Here is a 14,855-nt window from a genome sequence, read left to right as displayed (position 1 = left end):
GGTGGTCTTCGAGCGCGGCGGCACCCTGTCCCACGGCAGGGTCAAGCCCCTTGCTGACGCCGCCGGGGAAGCGGGCCTTCATTTCTGACCCCTGCTCTCCCCATGCCCGAACCCAACGACCAGACCCAGCCCGGCGCCGTGCCTGCGGCCTCCGACGTCCCCGCCGCTGCCGAAGGCCAGCAGGAGCAGCGCCGGGGCGGCGGCGGTGGCCGCGGCGATGCCAAGGGTGACCGCCGCGGTGGCGGCGGCCGCGGCCGCGACAACCGCCGCGGCCAGGAACGCGACTCCGAGTGGCAGGAGCGGGTGGTTCAGATCCGCCGCGTCTCCAAGACCGTCAAGGGCGGCAAGAAGATGAGCTTCCGGGCCATCGTCGTCGTCGGCAACGAACGGGGCCAGGTGGGCGTGGGCGTCGGCAAGGCCGGCGATGTCATCGGCGCCGTCCGCAAGGGCGTGGCCGACGGCAAGAAGCATCTGGTCAAGGTGCCCCTCACCCGCACCAGCTCGATCCCCACCCTCAGCAACGGCCGCGACGGCGCCGCCAGCGTGCTGATCCGGCCGGCCGCCCCCGGTACCGGGGTGATCGCGGGCGGTTCGATCCGCACCGTGCTCGAACTGGCCGGCATCAAGAACGTGCTGGCGAAACGGCTGGGCTCCAAGACCCCGCTGAACAACGCCCGCGCCGCCATGCAGGCCCTCGAAGGCCTGCGCACCCACAAGGAGACCGCCAAGGAGCGGGGCATCTCCCTCGAGCAGATCTACTCCTGAGGCCCGCCATGACGTCCTTCTCTCTCAACAATCTCCAGCCCCAGACGGGCTCCCGCCGGCGCAAGCTGCGCAAGGGTCGCGGCATCGCCGCCGGCCAGGGCGCCAGCTGCGGCTTCGGCATGCGCGGCCAGAAGTCCCGCTCCGGCCGGCCCACCCGCCCCGGCTTCGAGGGCGGCCAGATGCCCCTCTACCGCCGGATCCCGAAGCTCAAGCACTTCCCGGTCATCAACCCCACCCACTACACCGTGATCAACGTGTCGCGGCTGGGTGAGCTGAAGGCCGGCAGCACGGTCAGCCTCGAGTCCCTCGAGCAGGCGGGTCTGGTCACCAGCCCCCGCTACCCGCTGAAAGTGCTCGGCAACGGCGAACTGACGGTGAAACTGACGGTCCAGGCCGCCGCCTTCACCGCCTCGGCCCGCGCCAAGATCGAAGCCGCCGGCGGCACCTGCGAGATCATCGACTGAGGCCGGGCCCTGCCCCGCCCCCAGCCGCGAGCCGCCTGCCCGTAGCCTTGTGCTGCGGCAGGCGGCTCCGGTCGTAGCGACCCGTTCCCTCCACTCCCGATATCACCATGCTCCTCAGCCGGGGGCGCAATCCGAGCGCCGCTGAAATCCTCGTCCAGCTCGTCCAGTCGAAGGGCCTGCGGGATCGGGTGCTCACCACCCTGGGCCTGCTGCTGCTGGTGCGACTCGGCATATACATCCCGGTGCCCGGCATCGACCGGGTCGCCTTCCAGGACTTCATCCGCCAGGGGGGCCAGCTGATCGGCTTCCTCGACATCTTCACCGGCGGCGGCCTCTCCACCCTGGGCGTGTTCGCCCTGGGCATCCTGCCCTTCATCAACGCCTCGATCATCATCCAGCTGATGACGGCGGCCCTGCCCCAGCTCGAGGAGCTGCAGAAGAACGAAGGGGAGGCCGGGCGCCGCAAGCTGGCCCAGATCACCCGCTACGTCGCCCTGGGCTGGGGCATCCTTCAGAGCATCGTCTTCGCCCTGATCCTTCGGCAGTACGCCCTGCCGGGCCTGCCGGAATGGCTGTTCGTCGTCCAGACCAGCCTGGCCCTGGTGACCGGGTCGATGGTGGTGATGTGGATCAGCGAGGTGATCACCGAGCGGGGCATCGGCCAGGGAGCCTCCCTGGTGATCTTCATCAACATCGTCGCCACCCTGCCCAAGGCCCTCGGCTCCACCATCCAGCTGGCCCAGAGCGGCGACCGCGCCACGGTGGGCGGCATCGTCGTGCTGGTGCTGGTCTTCCTGGTGACGATCGTGAGCATCATCTTCCTGCAGGAGGGCAGCCGCCGCATCCCGATCGTCAGCGCCAAGCGCCAGGTGGGCGGCGCCAGCACCCTGGCCTCCCGCCAGAGCTACCTGCCGCTGAAGCTCAACGCCGGCGGCGTGATGCCGATCATCTTCGCCTCGGCGGTCGTCTTCCTGCCCCTGACGATCGCCAACCTCACCAAGAGCCCCTGGCTGATCCGTGTGGCGGGCTACCTCAACCCCACCAGCAGCACCCCCTGGCTCTACGCCCTGGTGTACTTCGCCCTGATCTGCGGCTTCGCCTTCTTCTACGCCTCCCTCACCGTCAACCCGGTGGACATCGCCACCAACCTGAAACGCTCGGGCGTCGCCATCCCCGGCGTGAGGCCCGGATCGGCCACCGCCGACTACCTCTCGGGGGTGTCCAACCGGCTCACCCTGCTGGGGGGCGTGTTCCTGGGTGCCATCGCCATCATCCCCTCGGCGGTGGAGGGGGCCACCCAGGTGCGCACGTTCCAGGGGCTCGGGGCCACCTCCCTGCTGATCCTGGTGGGCGTGGCCATCGACACCGCCAAGCAGGTCCAGACCTACGTGATCTCCCAGCGCTACGAAGGACTGGTCCGTCAGTAGGCCCCTTCTCCCGTTTCCCAACCCATGAAACAGCGACTCCTCTTCCTCGGTCCCCCCGGCGCCGGCAAGGGCACCCAGGCCGAACTCCTGGCCGAACGCCACCAGCTGCTGCATCTCTCCACCGGTGAACTGCTGCGGGCGGAAGTCAAGGCGGGCACGGCCCTGGGTCAGGAGGCGGAGGCGGTGATGGCCCGCGGCGAGCTGGTGAGCGATGCCCTGGTGCTGGCCATCGTGCGCAGCCGCCTGGAGGGGCACACGGGCGGCTGGCTGCTCGACGGCTTCCCGCGCAACCTCGCCCAGGCCGAGGCCCTCGACGGCCTGCTGGCGGAGCTCGACCAGCGCATCGAGCGGGTGCTGCTGCTGGAGCTGGAGGACGGCGTGCTGATCCAGCGCCTGCTCTCCCGGGGCAGGGCCGACGACAACGAAGCCGTGATCCGCAACCGCCTGGTGGTGTACCAGGAGCAGACCGCGCCCCTGATCGACCACTACCGCCAGCTCGGCCTGCTCTGCAGTGTCGAGGCCTCCGGCACGGTGGAGGAGATCGCGGGCAGGATCGTAGCCAGCTTGACGGACTGATGTGATAAGGTAGCTGTTTGCAAATTAGGAGAGCACAACGCCCATGAAGGTGCGTGCCTCAGTCAAGAAGATGTGCGACAAGTGCCGGGTGATCCGTCGCCACGGCCGGGTCATGGTGATCTGCACCAACCCGAAGCACAAGCAGCGTCAGGGTTGACCCCTCACGCCTTCACGGCGGCCGCCGTCGGCCGCCACCCCCTTTGCCCTCTGATCGTTTCCTGACGTGGCTCGGATCGCCGGTGTCGATATCCCTCGTGACAAGAGGGTTGAGATCTCACTCACTTATGTGTACGGGATCGGGCTCACCAGGGCCCGCAAGATTCTCGCCAAATCGGGGGTCAACCCCGACATCCGGGTGAAGGACCTCAGCGACGGCGACGTGCAGAAGCTGCGCGGCGCCGCCGACTCCTTCGTCCTCGAGGGCGACCTGCGGCGCGAAGAGGGCATGGCCCTCAAGCGCCTCCAGGACATCGGCTGCCTGCGGGGTCGCCGCCACCGCATGGGCCTGCCCGTGCGCGGCCAGCGCACCCGCACCAACGCCCGCACCCGTCGCGGCGCCCGCAAGACCGTCGCCGGCAAGAAGAAGTGAGCTCCGGGCCTGCGGGCCCGTCCTCCCTTCCCTGCCTGCACCGCCCTGCGGCCCAGGGCTTCCCGCGGCAGCCCACGCCCCCAGCCTCCCGGCCCCAGCCCCGCCGCCCTCCCCTTGCGGAGGTCGTCACCGGGGCTCCCCCCAGTCCTCCGATCACCTCCCCGCCACCGCGGGGTCACCGCCATGGCCAAGCCCACCAAGAAGACCGGCCCCAAGAAGGCCAAGCGCAACGTCCCCAACGGCGTGGCGCACATCCAGAGCACCTTCAACAACACGATCGTCTCGATCACCGACACCGCCGGTGAAGTGGTGAGCTGGTCGTCGGCGGGCGCCAGCGGCTTCAAGGGAGCCCGCAAGGGCACCCCCTTCGCCGCCCAGACCGCCGCCGAGGCCGCCGCCCGCCGTGCCCTCGAGCAGGGCATGCGTCAGATCGAAGTGCTGGTGCGCGGTCCCGGCTCCGGCCGGGAAACCGCCATCCGCGCCCTCCAGGTGGCCGGTCTCGAGATCACCCTGATCCGCGACGTCACCCCCCTGCCCCACAACGGCTGCCGCCGGGCCAAGCGCCGCCGGGTCTGAGCCCCCGGAGATCCTCCGGCCTCCGTCCCGCCTTCCCCGGGCCGCCATCGCGGCCACCGTTCCCTTTTCACCTCCTCAGACCGTGTTGCACTACCAGATCGATCGGGTCGAGCACCAGGTCGCCGACGACCGTTCCCAGACGGGCGTCTTCCTGATCGGCCCCCTGGACCGGGGTCAGGCGACCACCCTCGGCAACGCCCTGCGGCGCGTGCTGATCGGTGGTCTCGAGGGAAGCGCCATCACGGCGGTGCGTCTCTCCGGCGTGAACCACGAGTACGCCACGGTGCCCGGGGTGCGCGAGGACGTGCTCGACATCCTGCTGAACTGCAAGTCGGTGCCGGTCAACAGCCGCAGCCGCGACCTGGAGATCGGCCGTCTGATGGTCAACGGCCCGGCCAGGGTCACCGCCTCGGATCTGCAGTTCTCCCCCCAGGTGCAGGTGATCGACGGCGACCGGGAGATCGCCACCGTGGCCGAGGGCCACAGCCTGGAGATGGAGGTGCACGTCGAGCGCGGCGTCGGCTACCGGCCGGTGGATCGCCACAACGAGGACACCTCCGCCATCGATCTGCTGCAGATCGATGCGGTGTTCATGCCCGTCCGCCGGGTCAACTACACCGTCGATGAGACGGCGGTCGGCGAGGGCGGTTCGGCCCACGAGCGCCTGCGCATCGAGATCGAGACCAACGGCAGCGTCACCCCCGACGACGCCATGGCCCAGGCCGCCAACCAGCTGATCAGCCTGTTCCAGCCCCTGGCCACCCTCACCATGACCGAGGAGCCCGGCCTGGAGCCCGAGCCTTCGGCCGAGGCTCAGATTCCCCTGGAAGAGCTGAACCTCTCGGTGCGCGCCTACAACTGCCTCAAGCGCGCCCAGGTCAACTCCGTCTCCGACCTCATGGGCTTCAGCTACGAAGACCTGCTGGAGATCAAGAACTTCGGTTCCAAGTCCGCCGACGAGGTGATCGAGGCTCTCGAGAGGATCGGCATCTCCCTGCCCCAGAGCCGCACCAGCGGCTGATCGGCGGTTTTCCCTTCCCCGTTTCGCCACCCGCCCCGTCCCCACCATGCGACACCAGTGCCGAGTCCCCCTGCTGGGACGCCCCGCCGACCAACGCAAGGCCATGCTGCGTGGTCTCACCACCCAGCTCATCCGCGAAGGCCGCGTCACCACCACCAAGGCCCGTGCCAAGGCCCTGCGTGATGAAGCCGAGCGCATGATCACCCTGGCCAAGGACGGCACCCTCGCCGCCCGTCGCCGCGCCATCGGCTATATCTACGACAAGCAGCTGGTGCACGCCCTGTTCGACAAGGCCCAGGACCGCTACGGCGACCGCCAGGGTGGCTACACCCGCATCATCCGCACGGTGCGCCGCCGGGGCGACAACGCCGAGATGGCCATCATCGAGCTGGTCTGAGCGAGCGGGTCTGAAACGGATCGCCCTCTCGCTCCAGTACGACGGAGCCGCCTACCACGGCTGGCAACGGCAGGCCGATCACTGCAGCGTCCAGGAAACCCTGGAGGCCGCCATCGAGGCCCTCGACCCGCAGCGCCCCGTGCGGGCGGTGGCGGCGGGTCGCACTGACACCGGGGTCCATGCCGCCGCCCAGGTGGTGCACTTCGATGCCGCCGGCCCCATCCCCGTGACCCGCTGGGCCAAGGCCCTCAACGGCCGCCTGCCGCCGACGGTCCGGGTGCGGGCCGCCGCCGAGGTGCCGGGCGACTGGCATGCCTGCTTCAGCGCCACCTACCGGCGCTATCGCTACACGATCTTCAACGCCCGCACCCCCAACCTCTTCCTGGCCCCCTGGAGCTGGCACCGCTACCAGTGGCGCCTGGATGAGGCCCTGATGGCCCGTTGCCTGGCGGCCCTGCTGGGGGAGCATGATTTTTCCGCCTTCCAGCGGGCGGGCAGCCGCCGCGCCCACGCCCGTACCACCCTGCAGGAGGTGCGGGTGGAGCGTTGCGGCGATCTGCTGGTCACCGAGGTGCAGGCCAGCGGCTTCCTCTACGGCATGGTGCGCCTGCTGATGGGCCAGCTGGTGGCGGTGGGGGAAGGCCGCCTCGGGGCCGAAGAGTTCCTGCACCGCTGGCGCAGCGGCGCCCGCCACGCCGTGAAGGAGGCCGCCCCGCCCCAGGGCCTCTGCCTGCTGCGGGTGGGCTACCCGGAGCCGGTGTTCCCTGAGGCCGCCTGGTATGATTGTCAACCGCGGTTTCTGTTGGAATCGCGCGATCCTCCCGCCGATCCCTTCGGCGACGATCCGATCGGTTGAGTGCCCTGCAGGGAGCCCCGTCCGGTGGCCCCAGGCAGCTGGTGGCTCTCCGAATTCGCCGGATCCGGCGACACGGTAGGGTCGAATCTTCCTGTCCCGACCCATCCGGCTGCGATGGGCTCACCCCAAACCGGCCCGCCGGCGCGATGAACAAGACAACCCCACCCTCCATCGATTCGCTCGAGCGCCAGTGGTATCTGGTCGACGCAGCGGACCAGACCCTCGGCCGTCTCGCCAGTGAAGTGGCGCAGGTGCTGCGCGGCAAGAACAAGCCCACCTTCACGCCCCACCTCGACACGGGTGACTTCGTGGTGGTGATCAACGCCGACAAGGTGCGCGTCAGCGGCAACAAGGCCACCCAGAAGATCTACCGGCGCCACTCCGGCCGTCCCGGCGGCATGAAGACCGAAACCTTCGAGCACCTGCAGGCCCGCCTGCCGGAGCGCATCATCGAGAAGGCCATCAAGGGCATGCTCCCCCACAACGCCCTGGGCCGCCAGCTGTTCCGCAAGCTGAAGGTCTACAAGGGTGCCGAGCATCCCCATGCCGCCCAGCAGCCCCAGCCCCTCGCCCTCGATCCCGCCGCCGCCGCCCAATGACCAGCACCTCCAACCGCGTCGTCTACTGGGGCACCGGCCGTCGCAAGACTGCCGTCGCCCGTGTGCGGGTGGTCCCCGGCAGCGGCAGCGTCACCATCAACGGCCGCCCCGGTGACAACTACCTCAACTACAACCCCGTCTACCTGGCGGCGGTCAAGGCTCCCCTGCAGACCCTGGGTCTGGAAGCCCAGTACGACCTCCTGGTCAACGTTCGCGGCGGTGGCCTCACCGGCCAGGCCGATGCCATCAAGCAGGGTGCGGCCCGCGCCCTCTGCGATCTCTCCCCGGACAACCGCAAGCCCCTCAAGATCGAGGGCCACCTGAGCCGCGATCCCCGGGCCAAGGAGCGTCGCAAGTACGGCCTCAAGAAAGCCCGCAAGGCTCCCCAGTTCTCCAAGCGCTGATTTCCGTCATGCCGAAAGCCGACATCCATCCCACCTGGTATCCGGACGCCAAGGTGATCTGCAACGGAGAGGTGGTGATGACCACCGGCTCCACCCAGCCGGAGATCACGGTCGACGTGTGGAGCGGCAACCACCCCTTCTACACGGGCACCCAGAAGATCCTCGACACCGAGGGCCGGGTCGACCGCTTCATGCGCAAGTACGGCATGGGCAGCGCCGATTCCGCCTCCGGTGCCAAGAAGGCCGCCAAGGCCACCGAAGCCACCGCCACCCCGGTGGAAGAGCCGGCCGCCTCCGAAGCCTGACCCGTCTCTCCACCTGACGCGTCCTTCGGACCCCCGGATCGCGCGACGGTCCGGTTCTGCCTTGGCCGGGTGCCCGTCGCACCCGGCCCTTTTTGTTGCCGGTGCCGCCCCATGGATTCCGAGCTGCTGCAATCCCGGCTGGACACCGCCTGCCGCACCTTCCAGACCCTGGAGCGCCAGCTGGCCGATCCGGCGGTGGCCTCCGATCCGGCCCGGCTGCAGGCGATCGCCCGGGAACGGGCGCGCCTGGAGCCGCTGGTCAACGACTACCAGCGGCTGCGCAAGCTGGAGCAGGAACGGGAGGAGGCCCGCGCCCTGGTGCGGGCCCACCGCGACGACCCCGCCGCGGAGGAACTGGCGGCCCTGGCCAGCGAAGAGCTGGTCAGCCTCGAGGGTCTGATCGGCGCCCTCAACGACCGCCTCACCCTCAGCCTGCTGCCTTCCGATCCCCGCGACGAGCGCAGTGTGATGCTGGAGATCCGCGCCGGTGCCGGCGGCGATGAGGCCAGCCTCTGGGCAGGGGATCTGGCCCGCATGTACGAGCGCTACGCCCAGGGCCAGGGCTGGCAGGTGCAGCCGGTGAGCGCCTCGGAGGCCGATCTCGGCGGCTACAAGGAGCTGATCCTCGCCATCCGTGGCGACGGGGTCTACAGCCGCCTGAAATTCGAGGCGGGCGTGCATCGCGTCCAGCGGGTCCCGGCCACCGAATCCCAGGGGCGGGTCCACACCTCCACCGCCACCGTGGCGGTGATGCCCGAGGCCGATCCGGTGGAGGTGCAGATCGACCCGGGGGATCTGGAGATCAGCACGGCCCGCTCGGGCGGCGCCGGGGGCCAGAACGTCAACAAGGTGGAGACGGCCGTCGACCTGCTGCACAAGCCGACGGGCATCCGGGTGTTCTGCACCCAGGAACGCTCCCAGCTGCAGAACCGGGAGCGGGCCATGGAGATCCTGCGGGCCAAGCTCTACGAGCGCCAGCTGGCGGAAGCGAACGCCGCCGAGCGTTCCGTGCGCCGCGCCCAGGTGGGCAGCGGCGACCGCAGCGAGAAGATCCGCACCTACAACGCCAAGGACAACCGGGTGACCGACCACCGGCTGGGGCGGAACTTCTCCCTCGAGCCCGTGCTGGCCGGCCAGATCGAGGACCTGATCGGGGCCTGCATCGCCGAGGAGCAGCGCCAGGGTCTGGAGGCCCTTGCCCTCGAAGCCACCGGGACCGGCAGCTGAGGGGCCGGAGAAGGAGATGGGGCCGATGGGGGAAATGGGGCCGGCGACGAGGCGGGGCGGATCAGGCGCCGATGACGTATTTGGCCCACTCCTGGTGCTGGCCGGAGCGGATGCGGCGGTTGGCCTCGAAGCTCAGGCTGCCCAGGGGCCGGCGGGGCTCCCGGGCCAGGGGCATGCCCGCCTCCCGCGGGGTGCGGTTGCCCTTGCGCACGTTGCAGGGCAGGCAGGCGGTGGTGACGTTCTCCCAGACATCGGTGCCGCCCCGGCTGCGGGGCACCACATGGTCGATGGAGAGCTGCTCACCGCTGTAGCCGCAGTACTGGCAGGCGTGGCCATCGCGGTGGAAGACGTTGCGGCGGGTGAGGGGGAGCGGCTTGTAGGGCACCCGCACAAACTGACGCAGCCGGATCACCGTGGGCAGGAAATGGTCCGGACGGATCGCGCGTTCGGGGTCGTGCTCGAGCCCCTCGGCCTTCCCCTTGAGCAGCATCACCATGGCTCGCCGCCAGGTGGTGATGTTCAGCGGTTCGTAGGACGCATTCAGAACGAGTACGTGGCCCATTCCCGTCCGCTGGATACGCGGCATGCTAACGGGATTCCCATGAATTCCATGGTTCACCTTCTCCCGCGGCGCCCATGACCAGCTCTTCGCTCGCCACCGCCAGTGCGACGGAGGAGACCCAGCCCTCGCGGCAGCGGGCCTGGGTGGAGGTGAACACCGCGGCCATCCAGGCCAACGTGCGGGCCCTGCGGCGCCACATCGGTCCGTCCACCCAGCTGATGGCGGTGGTCAAGGCCGACGCCTACGGCCACGGCGCCCTGGCGGTGGCCCGTGCCTCCCTGGAGGCGGGGGCGGCCTGCTTCGGGGTCGCCACCCTGGGCGAAGGGGTGCAGCTGCGCCGTGCCGGCATCTCCGCCCCGGTGCTGGTGCTCGGCAACCTCACCCAGCCCGAGGAACTGCGCAGCTGCCTGCGCTGGCAGCTGATGCCGACCCTCAGCAGCATGCGGGAAGCCCTGCTCTGCCAGAACCTGGCCAGCGGCAGCGGCCGCCCCATGACCGTGCAGCTGAAGCTGGACACCGGCATGGCCCGCCTCGGCGCCGACTGGCGCGAGGGACCGCGGCTGGTGGCGGCCCTGCAGGGCATGGAGGCGATCGAGCTGGCGGGGGTCTACTCCCATCTGGCCTGCGCCGATGCCGCCCCCGGAGAGGACGACGGCCTCAACGCGCTCCAGCAGCAGCGCTTCGAGACGGTCCTCACCAGCCTGGCCGAACAGGGCCTGGCGGCCGGTTGCCGCCACCTGGCCAATTCGGCGGCCACCCTGCGGGGGCACGCTCAGCACTACGACCTGGTCCGGGTGGGGCTGGCCCTCTACGGCCAGTCGCCGGCGGCCCACCTGGCCGGGGTGGTGCCGCTGCGGCCGGCCCTGCAGATCCACGCCCGCGTCACCCTGCTGCGCCAGGTGGGGGCGGGGGTCGGCGTCAGCTACGGCCACCGCTTCCGCACCAGCCGGCCCAGCCGGCTGGCGGTGGTGTCGATCGGCTACGCCGACGGGGTGCCCCGCCAGCTCTCCAACCGCATGGACGTCCTCTTCGACGGCCGGCGCCTGCCCCAGGTGGGCGCCATCACCATGGACCAGCTGGTGATCGACGCCACCGACGCCCCCGGCATCGAGGTGGGCAGCATGGTCACCCTGCTGGGGGAGCAGGAGGGGGAGACGATCAGCCCCCTCGACTGGAGCGAGCGCTGCGGCACCATCCCCTGGGAGATCCTCTGCGGCTTCAAGCACCGCCTGCCGCGCCTGGCCGTGCCCCCGGACCCGGGGGCGCCCCTGCCGCCGGGGCCCGAGTCCGAGCCCTGATAAGCTCGCTGGGCCACTGGAGAGGTGGCTGAGTGGTTGAAAGCGGCTCCCTGCTAAGGAGTTACAGGAGGCAACTTCTGTCGAGGGTTCGAATCCCTCCCTCTCCGTTCCAGGCCCTGCCATGGGCCGACCCCAAGGCCCATCCATGGGCCCGACCCCCAGGCCCTTCCCGGGCCCCCGTCGTCAGGTCCGCTCAGAGCCTGGCGACACCGCTCCAGCCGAGATAGGCCGCGAACAGACAGCACAGGCCCCCGTTGATCCGGCCCTGGTGGGCCAGGGTCCAGTGGCAGAGCTGCTCGAGGCGGGACCGCCCCCAGGCCCCCGTGAGCCCCAGGAGCACCGGCGGCAGCAGCGACGGTGCCAGGGTGACCAGGCTCACCAGCAGCACCAGGGCGACCAGGGGACCCGCCGCCAGACCGGAACGGGCCAGGTCCTGCAGCGCCGGAAGGTAGAGCACCAGGGAGGTGAGGTTGCCGGCCATCAGGGCGATCCCCAGCCCGAAGGATCGGGCCAGGGAGTGGCCCCCTGGGGCTGGGGACGCCGCTCCGCCCTCACGCTGCAGGGCCCGGGCGCCGATGGCGAGCAGCACGGCGGCCAGCACCAGGCGAAGGCCGGCGGACACCGGATCGGCGCCGGCGGCGGAGCGGGCCGGCAGGGATCCCCCCGAGCCCAGCCCCACCAGCGCCCAGCCGGCCACCACCACAGCGTTGCCGGCGACGTAGGCCCAGCTCTGGCGCAGGCCCGACCCCGGAGCGGTGAGGGTGCGCATCTGCCCCACCAGCAGCATCGGGCTCACCGCCGCCCCCAGGGCGAGGGGAACCACATCGAGGGGCGGGGACGTCACTGGGGTCAGGCGTCCAGCAGGGCGGCAGCGATGGCCGGCAGCAGGGTCTCATCAGCCGCCCGGACCCGGCCCTCGCTGAACACCACCAGCAGCATCGGCGCCCTGCCCTCCACCTCCACATAGGCGGCGTCATGGCGCGCCTGGCTCATCCAGCCGGCCTTGCTCCACAGCCGGGCCCCCTCGGGCAGGCCGGCCCCAAGGAAGCCATCCACCTGGTTCTCTGGATCGGCCGCCCGGGCCTGGGGATCGAGGGAGCGGCGCAGCAGCGCCGTCATGCGCCGACAGGCCGGCGGGGAGACCGCCGCACCGGCCATCACGGCGTGCAGCAGGCGGGCTGTGACATCGGTGCTGAGGCGGTTGCGGTTCTCCAGCTGGGCGCCGTAGAAGTCCCGCTCACGGCCGTAGGGCCCCTCCGCCCAGGTCTTCTGGCAGGCGTTCACCCCCGCCACCTCGCTCCAGCCGAGGCGGGCCAGCCAGCCATTGACCAGCTGGCGCTGGCGGCACCAGGCGGCATGGCGCTCCGGCGGCAGCGATGGACCGCTGGTGGTGCCGCTGAGCAGATCCACCACCAGGCTGGTGGCATCGTTGCCCGAATCGCGCACCATGTCGGCCAGGGCGCGACGCAGCTCGGGGCCGTCCTCGATCAGCTGGCGCTGCAGCCAGGCTTCAGCCGCCACCAGATACACCAGCTTCACGACGCTGGCGGGATAGCGGAGCGTCGGGCCGGCCCAGGAAGCGCCGCTCACCATCCGGCCCCAGAACTCCTCCTGACCCAGGCCCTCGGCCGCCCCCACCAGGGAGTCGCCGTAGCGGAGCCAGGTGACGGAGAGCTGCTCCCCCAGGCCCGGGCGTCCGTCCGCCTCCAGTCGGCCGATCAGCTGGCGGAGGGCCTCGCCCATGGCCGGATCCGGGCTGTAGAACGCCATCAGCGGCGGCACCTTGCGATGGCGACCTTAGGCACCCTGCCGGCGCCAGGCCGTCTCTGGACCCTGACCCGGCCGCTGCCGGCCTACAGCCGTCCGCAGGGGCCGGGGCTGGCCACCGAGATCCACGCGGGCCGGTGCCTGAGGGTCCTGGGGGCAGCCGGGGCCAGCGGCACCGAGACCCGCCTGCGGGTCCGCCTGCACGGGGACGGCTACCCCTGCTGGGTGGACGCCGCGGCCCTGGAACACCACGGGCAGCCCGTACCGTCGCCGCCGCCCCTGCCCCGCCTCGATCGCGACCGGATCGCCGCCCGCCTGGAGGCGGTGCTGGCCTTCGCCGAGGCCGCCCGCCAGCGCCCCAACCGCTACCTCTGGGGGGGCACCCTGGGGCCCGATTTCGACTGCTCGGGACTCGTGCAGACCGCCTTTGCCCAGGCCGGCATCTGGCTACCCCGGGATGCCTACCTGCAGGAGCGCTTCTGCCGCCCGGTGGCCGTGGCCAGCGGTGTCACCAGCCTGCTGCTGCCGGGCGACCTGATCTTCTTCGGCAGCCCGCGGCGCTGCACCCACGTGGCCCTGCACCTGGGCGGCGGCCGCTACCTGCACAGCTCCGGGCGCCAGCACGGCCGTGACGGCATCGGCATCGACGACCTGAACCCCCGCAACCGGGATCCGGTGGCCTGCCATTACCGGACCGAACTGCGGGGCGCGGGGCGGGTGATGCACAGCCACGACGGCAGCCCCCTTCCCCCCTGAGGTAAGTTCAGGCCACGACTTTCGGGCAACGGTCATGGCGCGGGCAGCCCTGGCCCACGGTTCCGAACCCCCGTTGGTCGGACGCAACCCCGAACTCTCCGTGGTCGTCCCCCTCTACAACGAGGAGGAAAGCCTTCCCCATCTGGTGGAGAAACTGCTGGCGGCCCTGCGGCCGCTGGGCCGCAGCTTCGAGCTGGTCCTGGTGGATGACGGGTCGAAGGACGGGACCGCGGCCGTGCTCCGGGATCTGGCCGGCCGGGTGCCCGAGCTGGTGGCCGTGCTGCTGCGGCGCAACTACGGGCAGACGGCCGCCATGGCCGCCGGCTTCGACGCCAGCGGCGGCGGGGTGATCGTCACCCTGGACGGGGACCTCCAGAACGATCCCGCCGACATCCCGATGCTGCTGGCCCGGCTGGAGCAGGACGAGCTGGACCTGGTGAGCGGCTGGCGGCACCAGCGCCAGGACGGGGCCCTGGACCGGCTGCTGCCCTCCCTGCTGGCCAACCGCCTGATCGCCCGGGTCACCGGGGTGCGGCTGCACGACTACGGCTGCTCCCTCAAGGCCTACCGGCGCGAGGTGGTCAGCGACATGAACCTCTACGGAGAACTGCACCGCTTTCTGCCGGCCCTGGCCTTCATCGAAGGGGCCCGGATCGGTGAGGTGAGGGTGTCCCACCAGGCCCGCCGCTACGGCCGCAGCAAGTACGGCATCGACCGCACCTTCCGGGTGCTGATGGACCTGCTGACAGTCTGGTTCATGAAGCGGTTCCTGACCCGGCCGATGCATGTGTTCGGCTTCGCTGGACTGCTGGCCCTGCTGGTGGGGCTGGCCATCGCCGCCTGGCTGGTGGGCGAGAAACTGCTGCTGGGGGCCGACATCGGCAACCGCCCCCTGCTGCTGATGGCGGTGCTGGCGATTCTCACCGGCGTGCAGCTGTTCAGTTTCGGGCTGCTGGCGGAGCTGCAGATGCGCACATATCACGAAAGCCAGGGCCGGCCGATCTACCGGGTGCGCGCCACCGTGCGCGGCGAGCCTGGCTGAACTTTTATGTCGCCCCCCGGGTCCCCGAGAAGCCGGACAGGGCCTGGTCCTTACAGTACCGGCGGTTCCTATTGGCCCAAGCCATGACTGGTGAATTTGCCGTTGCCTGGATGCCGTCCGTGATGGTTCCCCTGGTGGGAATCCTCGGCGCGGCGGTGGCCATGGCCCTGCTGTTCAACGTGATCGAGGCGACCGACTGACGACGGCCCCAGGCCCCAGCGTCC

General features: G+C 70.6%; 22 protein-coding genes and 1 tRNA gene. 20 read left to right on the top strand and 3 right to left on the bottom strand.

The window, feature by feature from the left end:
- From KBY81_RS05540 to prfA, 15 genes are all read left to right on the top strand, one after another.
- Positions 1-88 (top strand): 50S ribosomal protein L18 (locus KBY81_RS05540; RefSeq protein ID WP_315858479.1); only part of this gene is annotated, 88 nt, incomplete at its 5' end.
- A gap of 14 nt (positions 89-102) precedes the next feature.
- A complete protein-coding gene (gene rpsE, locus KBY81_RS05535; RefSeq protein WP_254975881.1) occupies positions 103-765 on the top strand; it encodes a 30S ribosomal protein S5 in 663 nt (220 codons plus the stop codon).
- An 8-nt stretch (positions 766-773) separates the two neighbouring features.
- Entirely contained in the window at positions 774-1,229 is a 456-nt protein-coding gene (gene rplO / locus KBY81_RS05530) for a 50S ribosomal protein L15 (RefSeq protein ID WP_254972477.1), read from the top strand.
- Positions 1,230-1,336: 107 nt separating this feature from the next.
- Entirely contained in the window at positions 1,337-2,656 is a 1,320-nt protein-coding gene (secY, locus tag KBY81_RS05525; protein ID WP_015109418.1) for a preprotein translocase subunit SecY, read from the top strand.
- A 24-nt stretch (positions 2,657-2,680) separates the two neighbouring features.
- Complete coding sequence (locus KBY81_RS05520; RefSeq protein ID WP_106221663.1) at positions 2,681-3,232, top strand: adenylate kinase; 552 nt, start codon at positions 2,681-2,683, stop codon at positions 3,230-3,232.
- Between the two features lie 43 nt (positions 3,233-3,275).
- Positions 3,276-3,389 carry a 50S ribosomal protein L36 gene (gene rpmJ / locus KBY81_RS05515; protein WP_006173336.1) on the top strand — a complete coding sequence of 38 codons (114 nt, stop codon included), beginning with the start codon at positions 3,276-3,278 and terminating at the stop codon, positions 3,387-3,389.
- A gap of 66 nt (positions 3,390-3,455) precedes the next feature.
- Entirely contained in the window at positions 3,456-3,821 is a 366-nt protein-coding gene (gene rpsM, locus KBY81_RS05510) for a 30S ribosomal protein S13 (protein WP_015109420.1), read from the top strand.
- A 183-nt stretch (positions 3,822-4,004) separates the two neighbouring features.
- Positions 4,005-4,397: a 30S ribosomal protein S11 gene (gene rpsK / locus KBY81_RS05505; protein WP_015109421.1), complete on the top strand. Its 393-nt coding sequence runs from the start codon at positions 4,005-4,007 to the stop codon at positions 4,395-4,397.
- Between the two features lie 82 nt (positions 4,398-4,479).
- Complete coding sequence (locus tag KBY81_RS05500) at positions 4,480-5,418, top strand: DNA-directed RNA polymerase subunit alpha (protein ID WP_094586008.1); 939 nt, start codon at positions 4,480-4,482, stop codon at positions 5,416-5,418.
- 46 nt (positions 5,419-5,464) lie between these two features.
- Positions 5,465-5,815, top strand: coding sequence for a 50S ribosomal protein L17 (gene rplQ, locus KBY81_RS05495; protein WP_015109423.1), 351 nt, complete (start codon positions 5,465-5,467; stop codon positions 5,813-5,815).
- 10 nt (positions 5,816-5,825) lie between these two features.
- Positions 5,826-6,671 (top strand): tRNA pseudouridine(38-40) synthase TruA, encoded by an 846-nt coding sequence (gene truA / locus KBY81_RS05490; protein WP_254975884.1) that lies wholly within the window; start codon positions 5,826-5,828, stop codon positions 6,669-6,671.
- Positions 6,672-6,817: 146 nt separating this feature from the next.
- Positions 6,818-7,270 (top strand): 50S ribosomal protein L13, encoded by a 453-nt coding sequence (gene rplM, locus KBY81_RS05485; protein ID WP_015109425.1) that lies wholly within the window; start codon positions 6,818-6,820, stop codon positions 7,268-7,270.
- Positions 7,267-7,674, top strand: coding sequence for a 30S ribosomal protein S9 (gene rpsI / locus KBY81_RS05480; RefSeq protein WP_015109426.1), 408 nt, complete (start codon positions 7,267-7,269; stop codon positions 7,672-7,674). Before rplM ends, rpsI begins: the two co-directional genes overlap by 4 nt.
- 8 nt (positions 7,675-7,682) lie before the next feature.
- Positions 7,683-7,979, top strand: a complete 297-nt coding sequence (gene rpmE, locus KBY81_RS05475) for a 50S ribosomal protein L31 (RefSeq protein WP_254972478.1) — start codon at positions 7,683-7,685, stop codon at positions 7,977-7,979.
- 111 nt (positions 7,980-8,090) lie between these two features.
- The gene (gene prfA / locus KBY81_RS05470) at positions 8,091-9,206 is read left to right on the top strand and encodes a peptide chain release factor 1 (RefSeq protein WP_106221659.1); all 1,116 of its coding nucleotides are present in this window, start codon (positions 8,091-8,093) and stop codon (positions 9,204-9,206) included.
- Between the two features lie 61 nt (positions 9,207-9,267).
- On the opposite strand, the gene KBY81_RS05465 is transcribed toward prfA, so the two are convergent.
- Positions 9,268-9,768, bottom strand: coding sequence for an HNH endonuclease (locus KBY81_RS05465; protein ID WP_106221656.1), 501 nt, complete (start codon positions 9,766-9,768; stop codon positions 9,268-9,270).
- A gap of 74 nt (positions 9,769-9,842) precedes the next feature.
- On the opposite strand from KBY81_RS05465, the gene alr reads away from it, so the two are divergent.
- Both alr and KBY81_RS05455 read left to right on the top strand, forming a co-directional pair.
- On the top strand, positions 9,843-11,066 hold the full coding sequence (gene alr / locus KBY81_RS05460; protein ID WP_106221654.1) for an alanine racemase: 1,224 nt from the start codon (positions 9,843-9,845) through the stop codon (positions 11,064-11,066).
- A gap of 18 nt (positions 11,067-11,084) precedes the next feature.
- Positions 11,085-11,173: transfer RNA gene (locus KBY81_RS05455), tRNA-Ser, on the top strand.
- Between the two features lie 86 nt (positions 11,174-11,259).
- Here KBY81_RS05455 and KBY81_RS05450 read toward each other — a convergent pair.
- Together KBY81_RS05450 and KBY81_RS05445 are read right to left on the bottom strand one after the other, a co-directional pair.
- The gene (locus KBY81_RS05450) at positions 11,260-11,910 is read right to left on the bottom strand and encodes a GAP family protein (protein ID WP_254975880.1); all 651 of its coding nucleotides are present in this window, start codon (positions 11,908-11,910) and stop codon (positions 11,260-11,262) included.
- Between the two features lie 5 nt (positions 11,911-11,915).
- The gene (locus tag KBY81_RS05445; RefSeq protein WP_254975879.1) at positions 11,916-12,836 is read right to left on the bottom strand and encodes a serine hydrolase; all 921 of its coding nucleotides are present in this window, start codon (positions 12,834-12,836) and stop codon (positions 11,916-11,918) included.
- Positions 12,837-12,854: 18 nt separating this feature from the next.
- On the opposite strand from KBY81_RS05445, the gene KBY81_RS05440 reads away from it, so the two are divergent.
- The 3 genes from KBY81_RS05440 to KBY81_RS05430 all read left to right on the top strand — a co-directional run bounded on the left by KBY81_RS05440 (position 12,855) and on the right by KBY81_RS05430 (position 14,831).
- Complete coding sequence (locus KBY81_RS05440) at positions 12,855-13,589, top strand: C40 family peptidase (protein ID WP_254975878.1); 735 nt, start codon at positions 12,855-12,857, stop codon at positions 13,587-13,589.
- A 73-nt stretch (positions 13,590-13,662) separates the two neighbouring features.
- Positions 13,663-14,631 carry a glycosyltransferase family 2 protein gene (locus tag KBY81_RS05435; protein ID WP_254975877.1) on the top strand — a complete coding sequence of 323 codons (969 nt, stop codon included), beginning with the start codon at positions 13,663-13,665 and terminating at the stop codon, positions 14,629-14,631.
- 83 nt (positions 14,632-14,714) lie between these two features.
- A complete protein-coding gene (locus KBY81_RS05430; protein ID WP_015109434.1) occupies positions 14,715-14,831 on the top strand; it encodes a photosystem I reaction center subunit VIII in 117 nt (38 codons plus the stop codon).
- Positions 14,832-14,855: the final 24 nt, after the last annotated feature.

It is taken from the genome of Cyanobium sp. Lug-B, assembly GCF_024345635.1.
GTDB classification, from domain to species: Bacteria; Cyanobacteriota; Cyanobacteriia; order PCC-6307; family Cyanobiaceae; genus Cyanobium; species Cyanobium minutissimum.
This window is presented reverse-complemented; position numbering and strand designations above follow the sequence as displayed.

Bases quoted from the DNA above. Each gene is read 5' to 3' on its own strand.
- alr (WP_106221654.1), top strand. From the start codon at position 9,843: ATGACCAGCTCTTCGCTCGCCACCGCCAGTGCGACGGAGGAGACCCAG.
- rplO (WP_254972477.1), top strand. From the start codon at position 774: ATGACGTCCTTCTCTCTCAACAATCTCCAGCCCCAGACGGGCTCCCGC.
- KBY81_RS05520 (WP_106221663.1), top strand. From the start codon at position 2,681: ATGAAACAGCGACTCCTCTTCCTCGGTCCCCCCGGCGCCGGCAAGGGC.
- KBY81_RS05440 (WP_254975878.1), top strand. From the start codon at position 12,855: ATGGCGACCTTAGGCACCCTGCCGGCGCCAGGCCGTCTCTGGACCCTG.
- KBY81_RS05465 (WP_106221656.1), bottom strand. From the start codon at position 9,768: ATGGGCCACGTACTCGTTCTGAATGCGTCCTACGAACCGCTGAACATC.
- rplM (WP_015109425.1), top strand. From the start codon at position 6,818: ATGAACAAGACAACCCCACCCTCCATCGATTCGCTCGAGCGCCAGTGG.
- rplQ (WP_015109423.1), top strand. From the start codon at position 5,465: ATGCGACACCAGTGCCGAGTCCCCCTGCTGGGACGCCCCGCCGACCAA.
- rpsK (WP_015109421.1), top strand. From the start codon at position 4,005: ATGGCCAAGCCCACCAAGAAGACCGGCCCCAAGAAGGCCAAGCGCAAC.
- prfA (WP_106221659.1), top strand. From the start codon at position 8,091: ATGGATTCCGAGCTGCTGCAATCCCGGCTGGACACCGCCTGCCGCACC.
- rpsE (WP_254975881.1), top strand. From the start codon at position 103: ATGCCCGAACCCAACGACCAGACCCAGCCCGGCGCCGTGCCTGCGGCC.
- rpmE (WP_254972478.1), top strand. From the start codon at position 7,683: ATGCCGAAAGCCGACATCCATCCCACCTGGTATCCGGACGCCAAGGTG.
- rpmJ (WP_006173336.1), top strand. From the start codon at position 3,276: ATGAAGGTGCGTGCCTCAGTCAAGAAGATGTGCGACAAGTGCCGGGTG.
- KBY81_RS05445 (WP_254975879.1), bottom strand. From the start codon at position 12,836: ATGGCGTTCTACAGCCCGGATCCGGCCATGGGCGAGGCCCTCCGCCAG.
- secY (WP_015109418.1), top strand. From the start codon at position 1,337: ATGCTCCTCAGCCGGGGGCGCAATCCGAGCGCCGCTGAAATCCTCGTC.
- rpsI (WP_015109426.1), top strand. From the start codon at position 7,267: ATGACCAGCACCTCCAACCGCGTCGTCTACTGGGGCACCGGCCGTCGC.
- KBY81_RS05430 (WP_015109434.1), top strand. From the start codon at position 14,715: ATGACTGGTGAATTTGCCGTTGCCTGGATGCCGTCCGTGATGGTTCCC.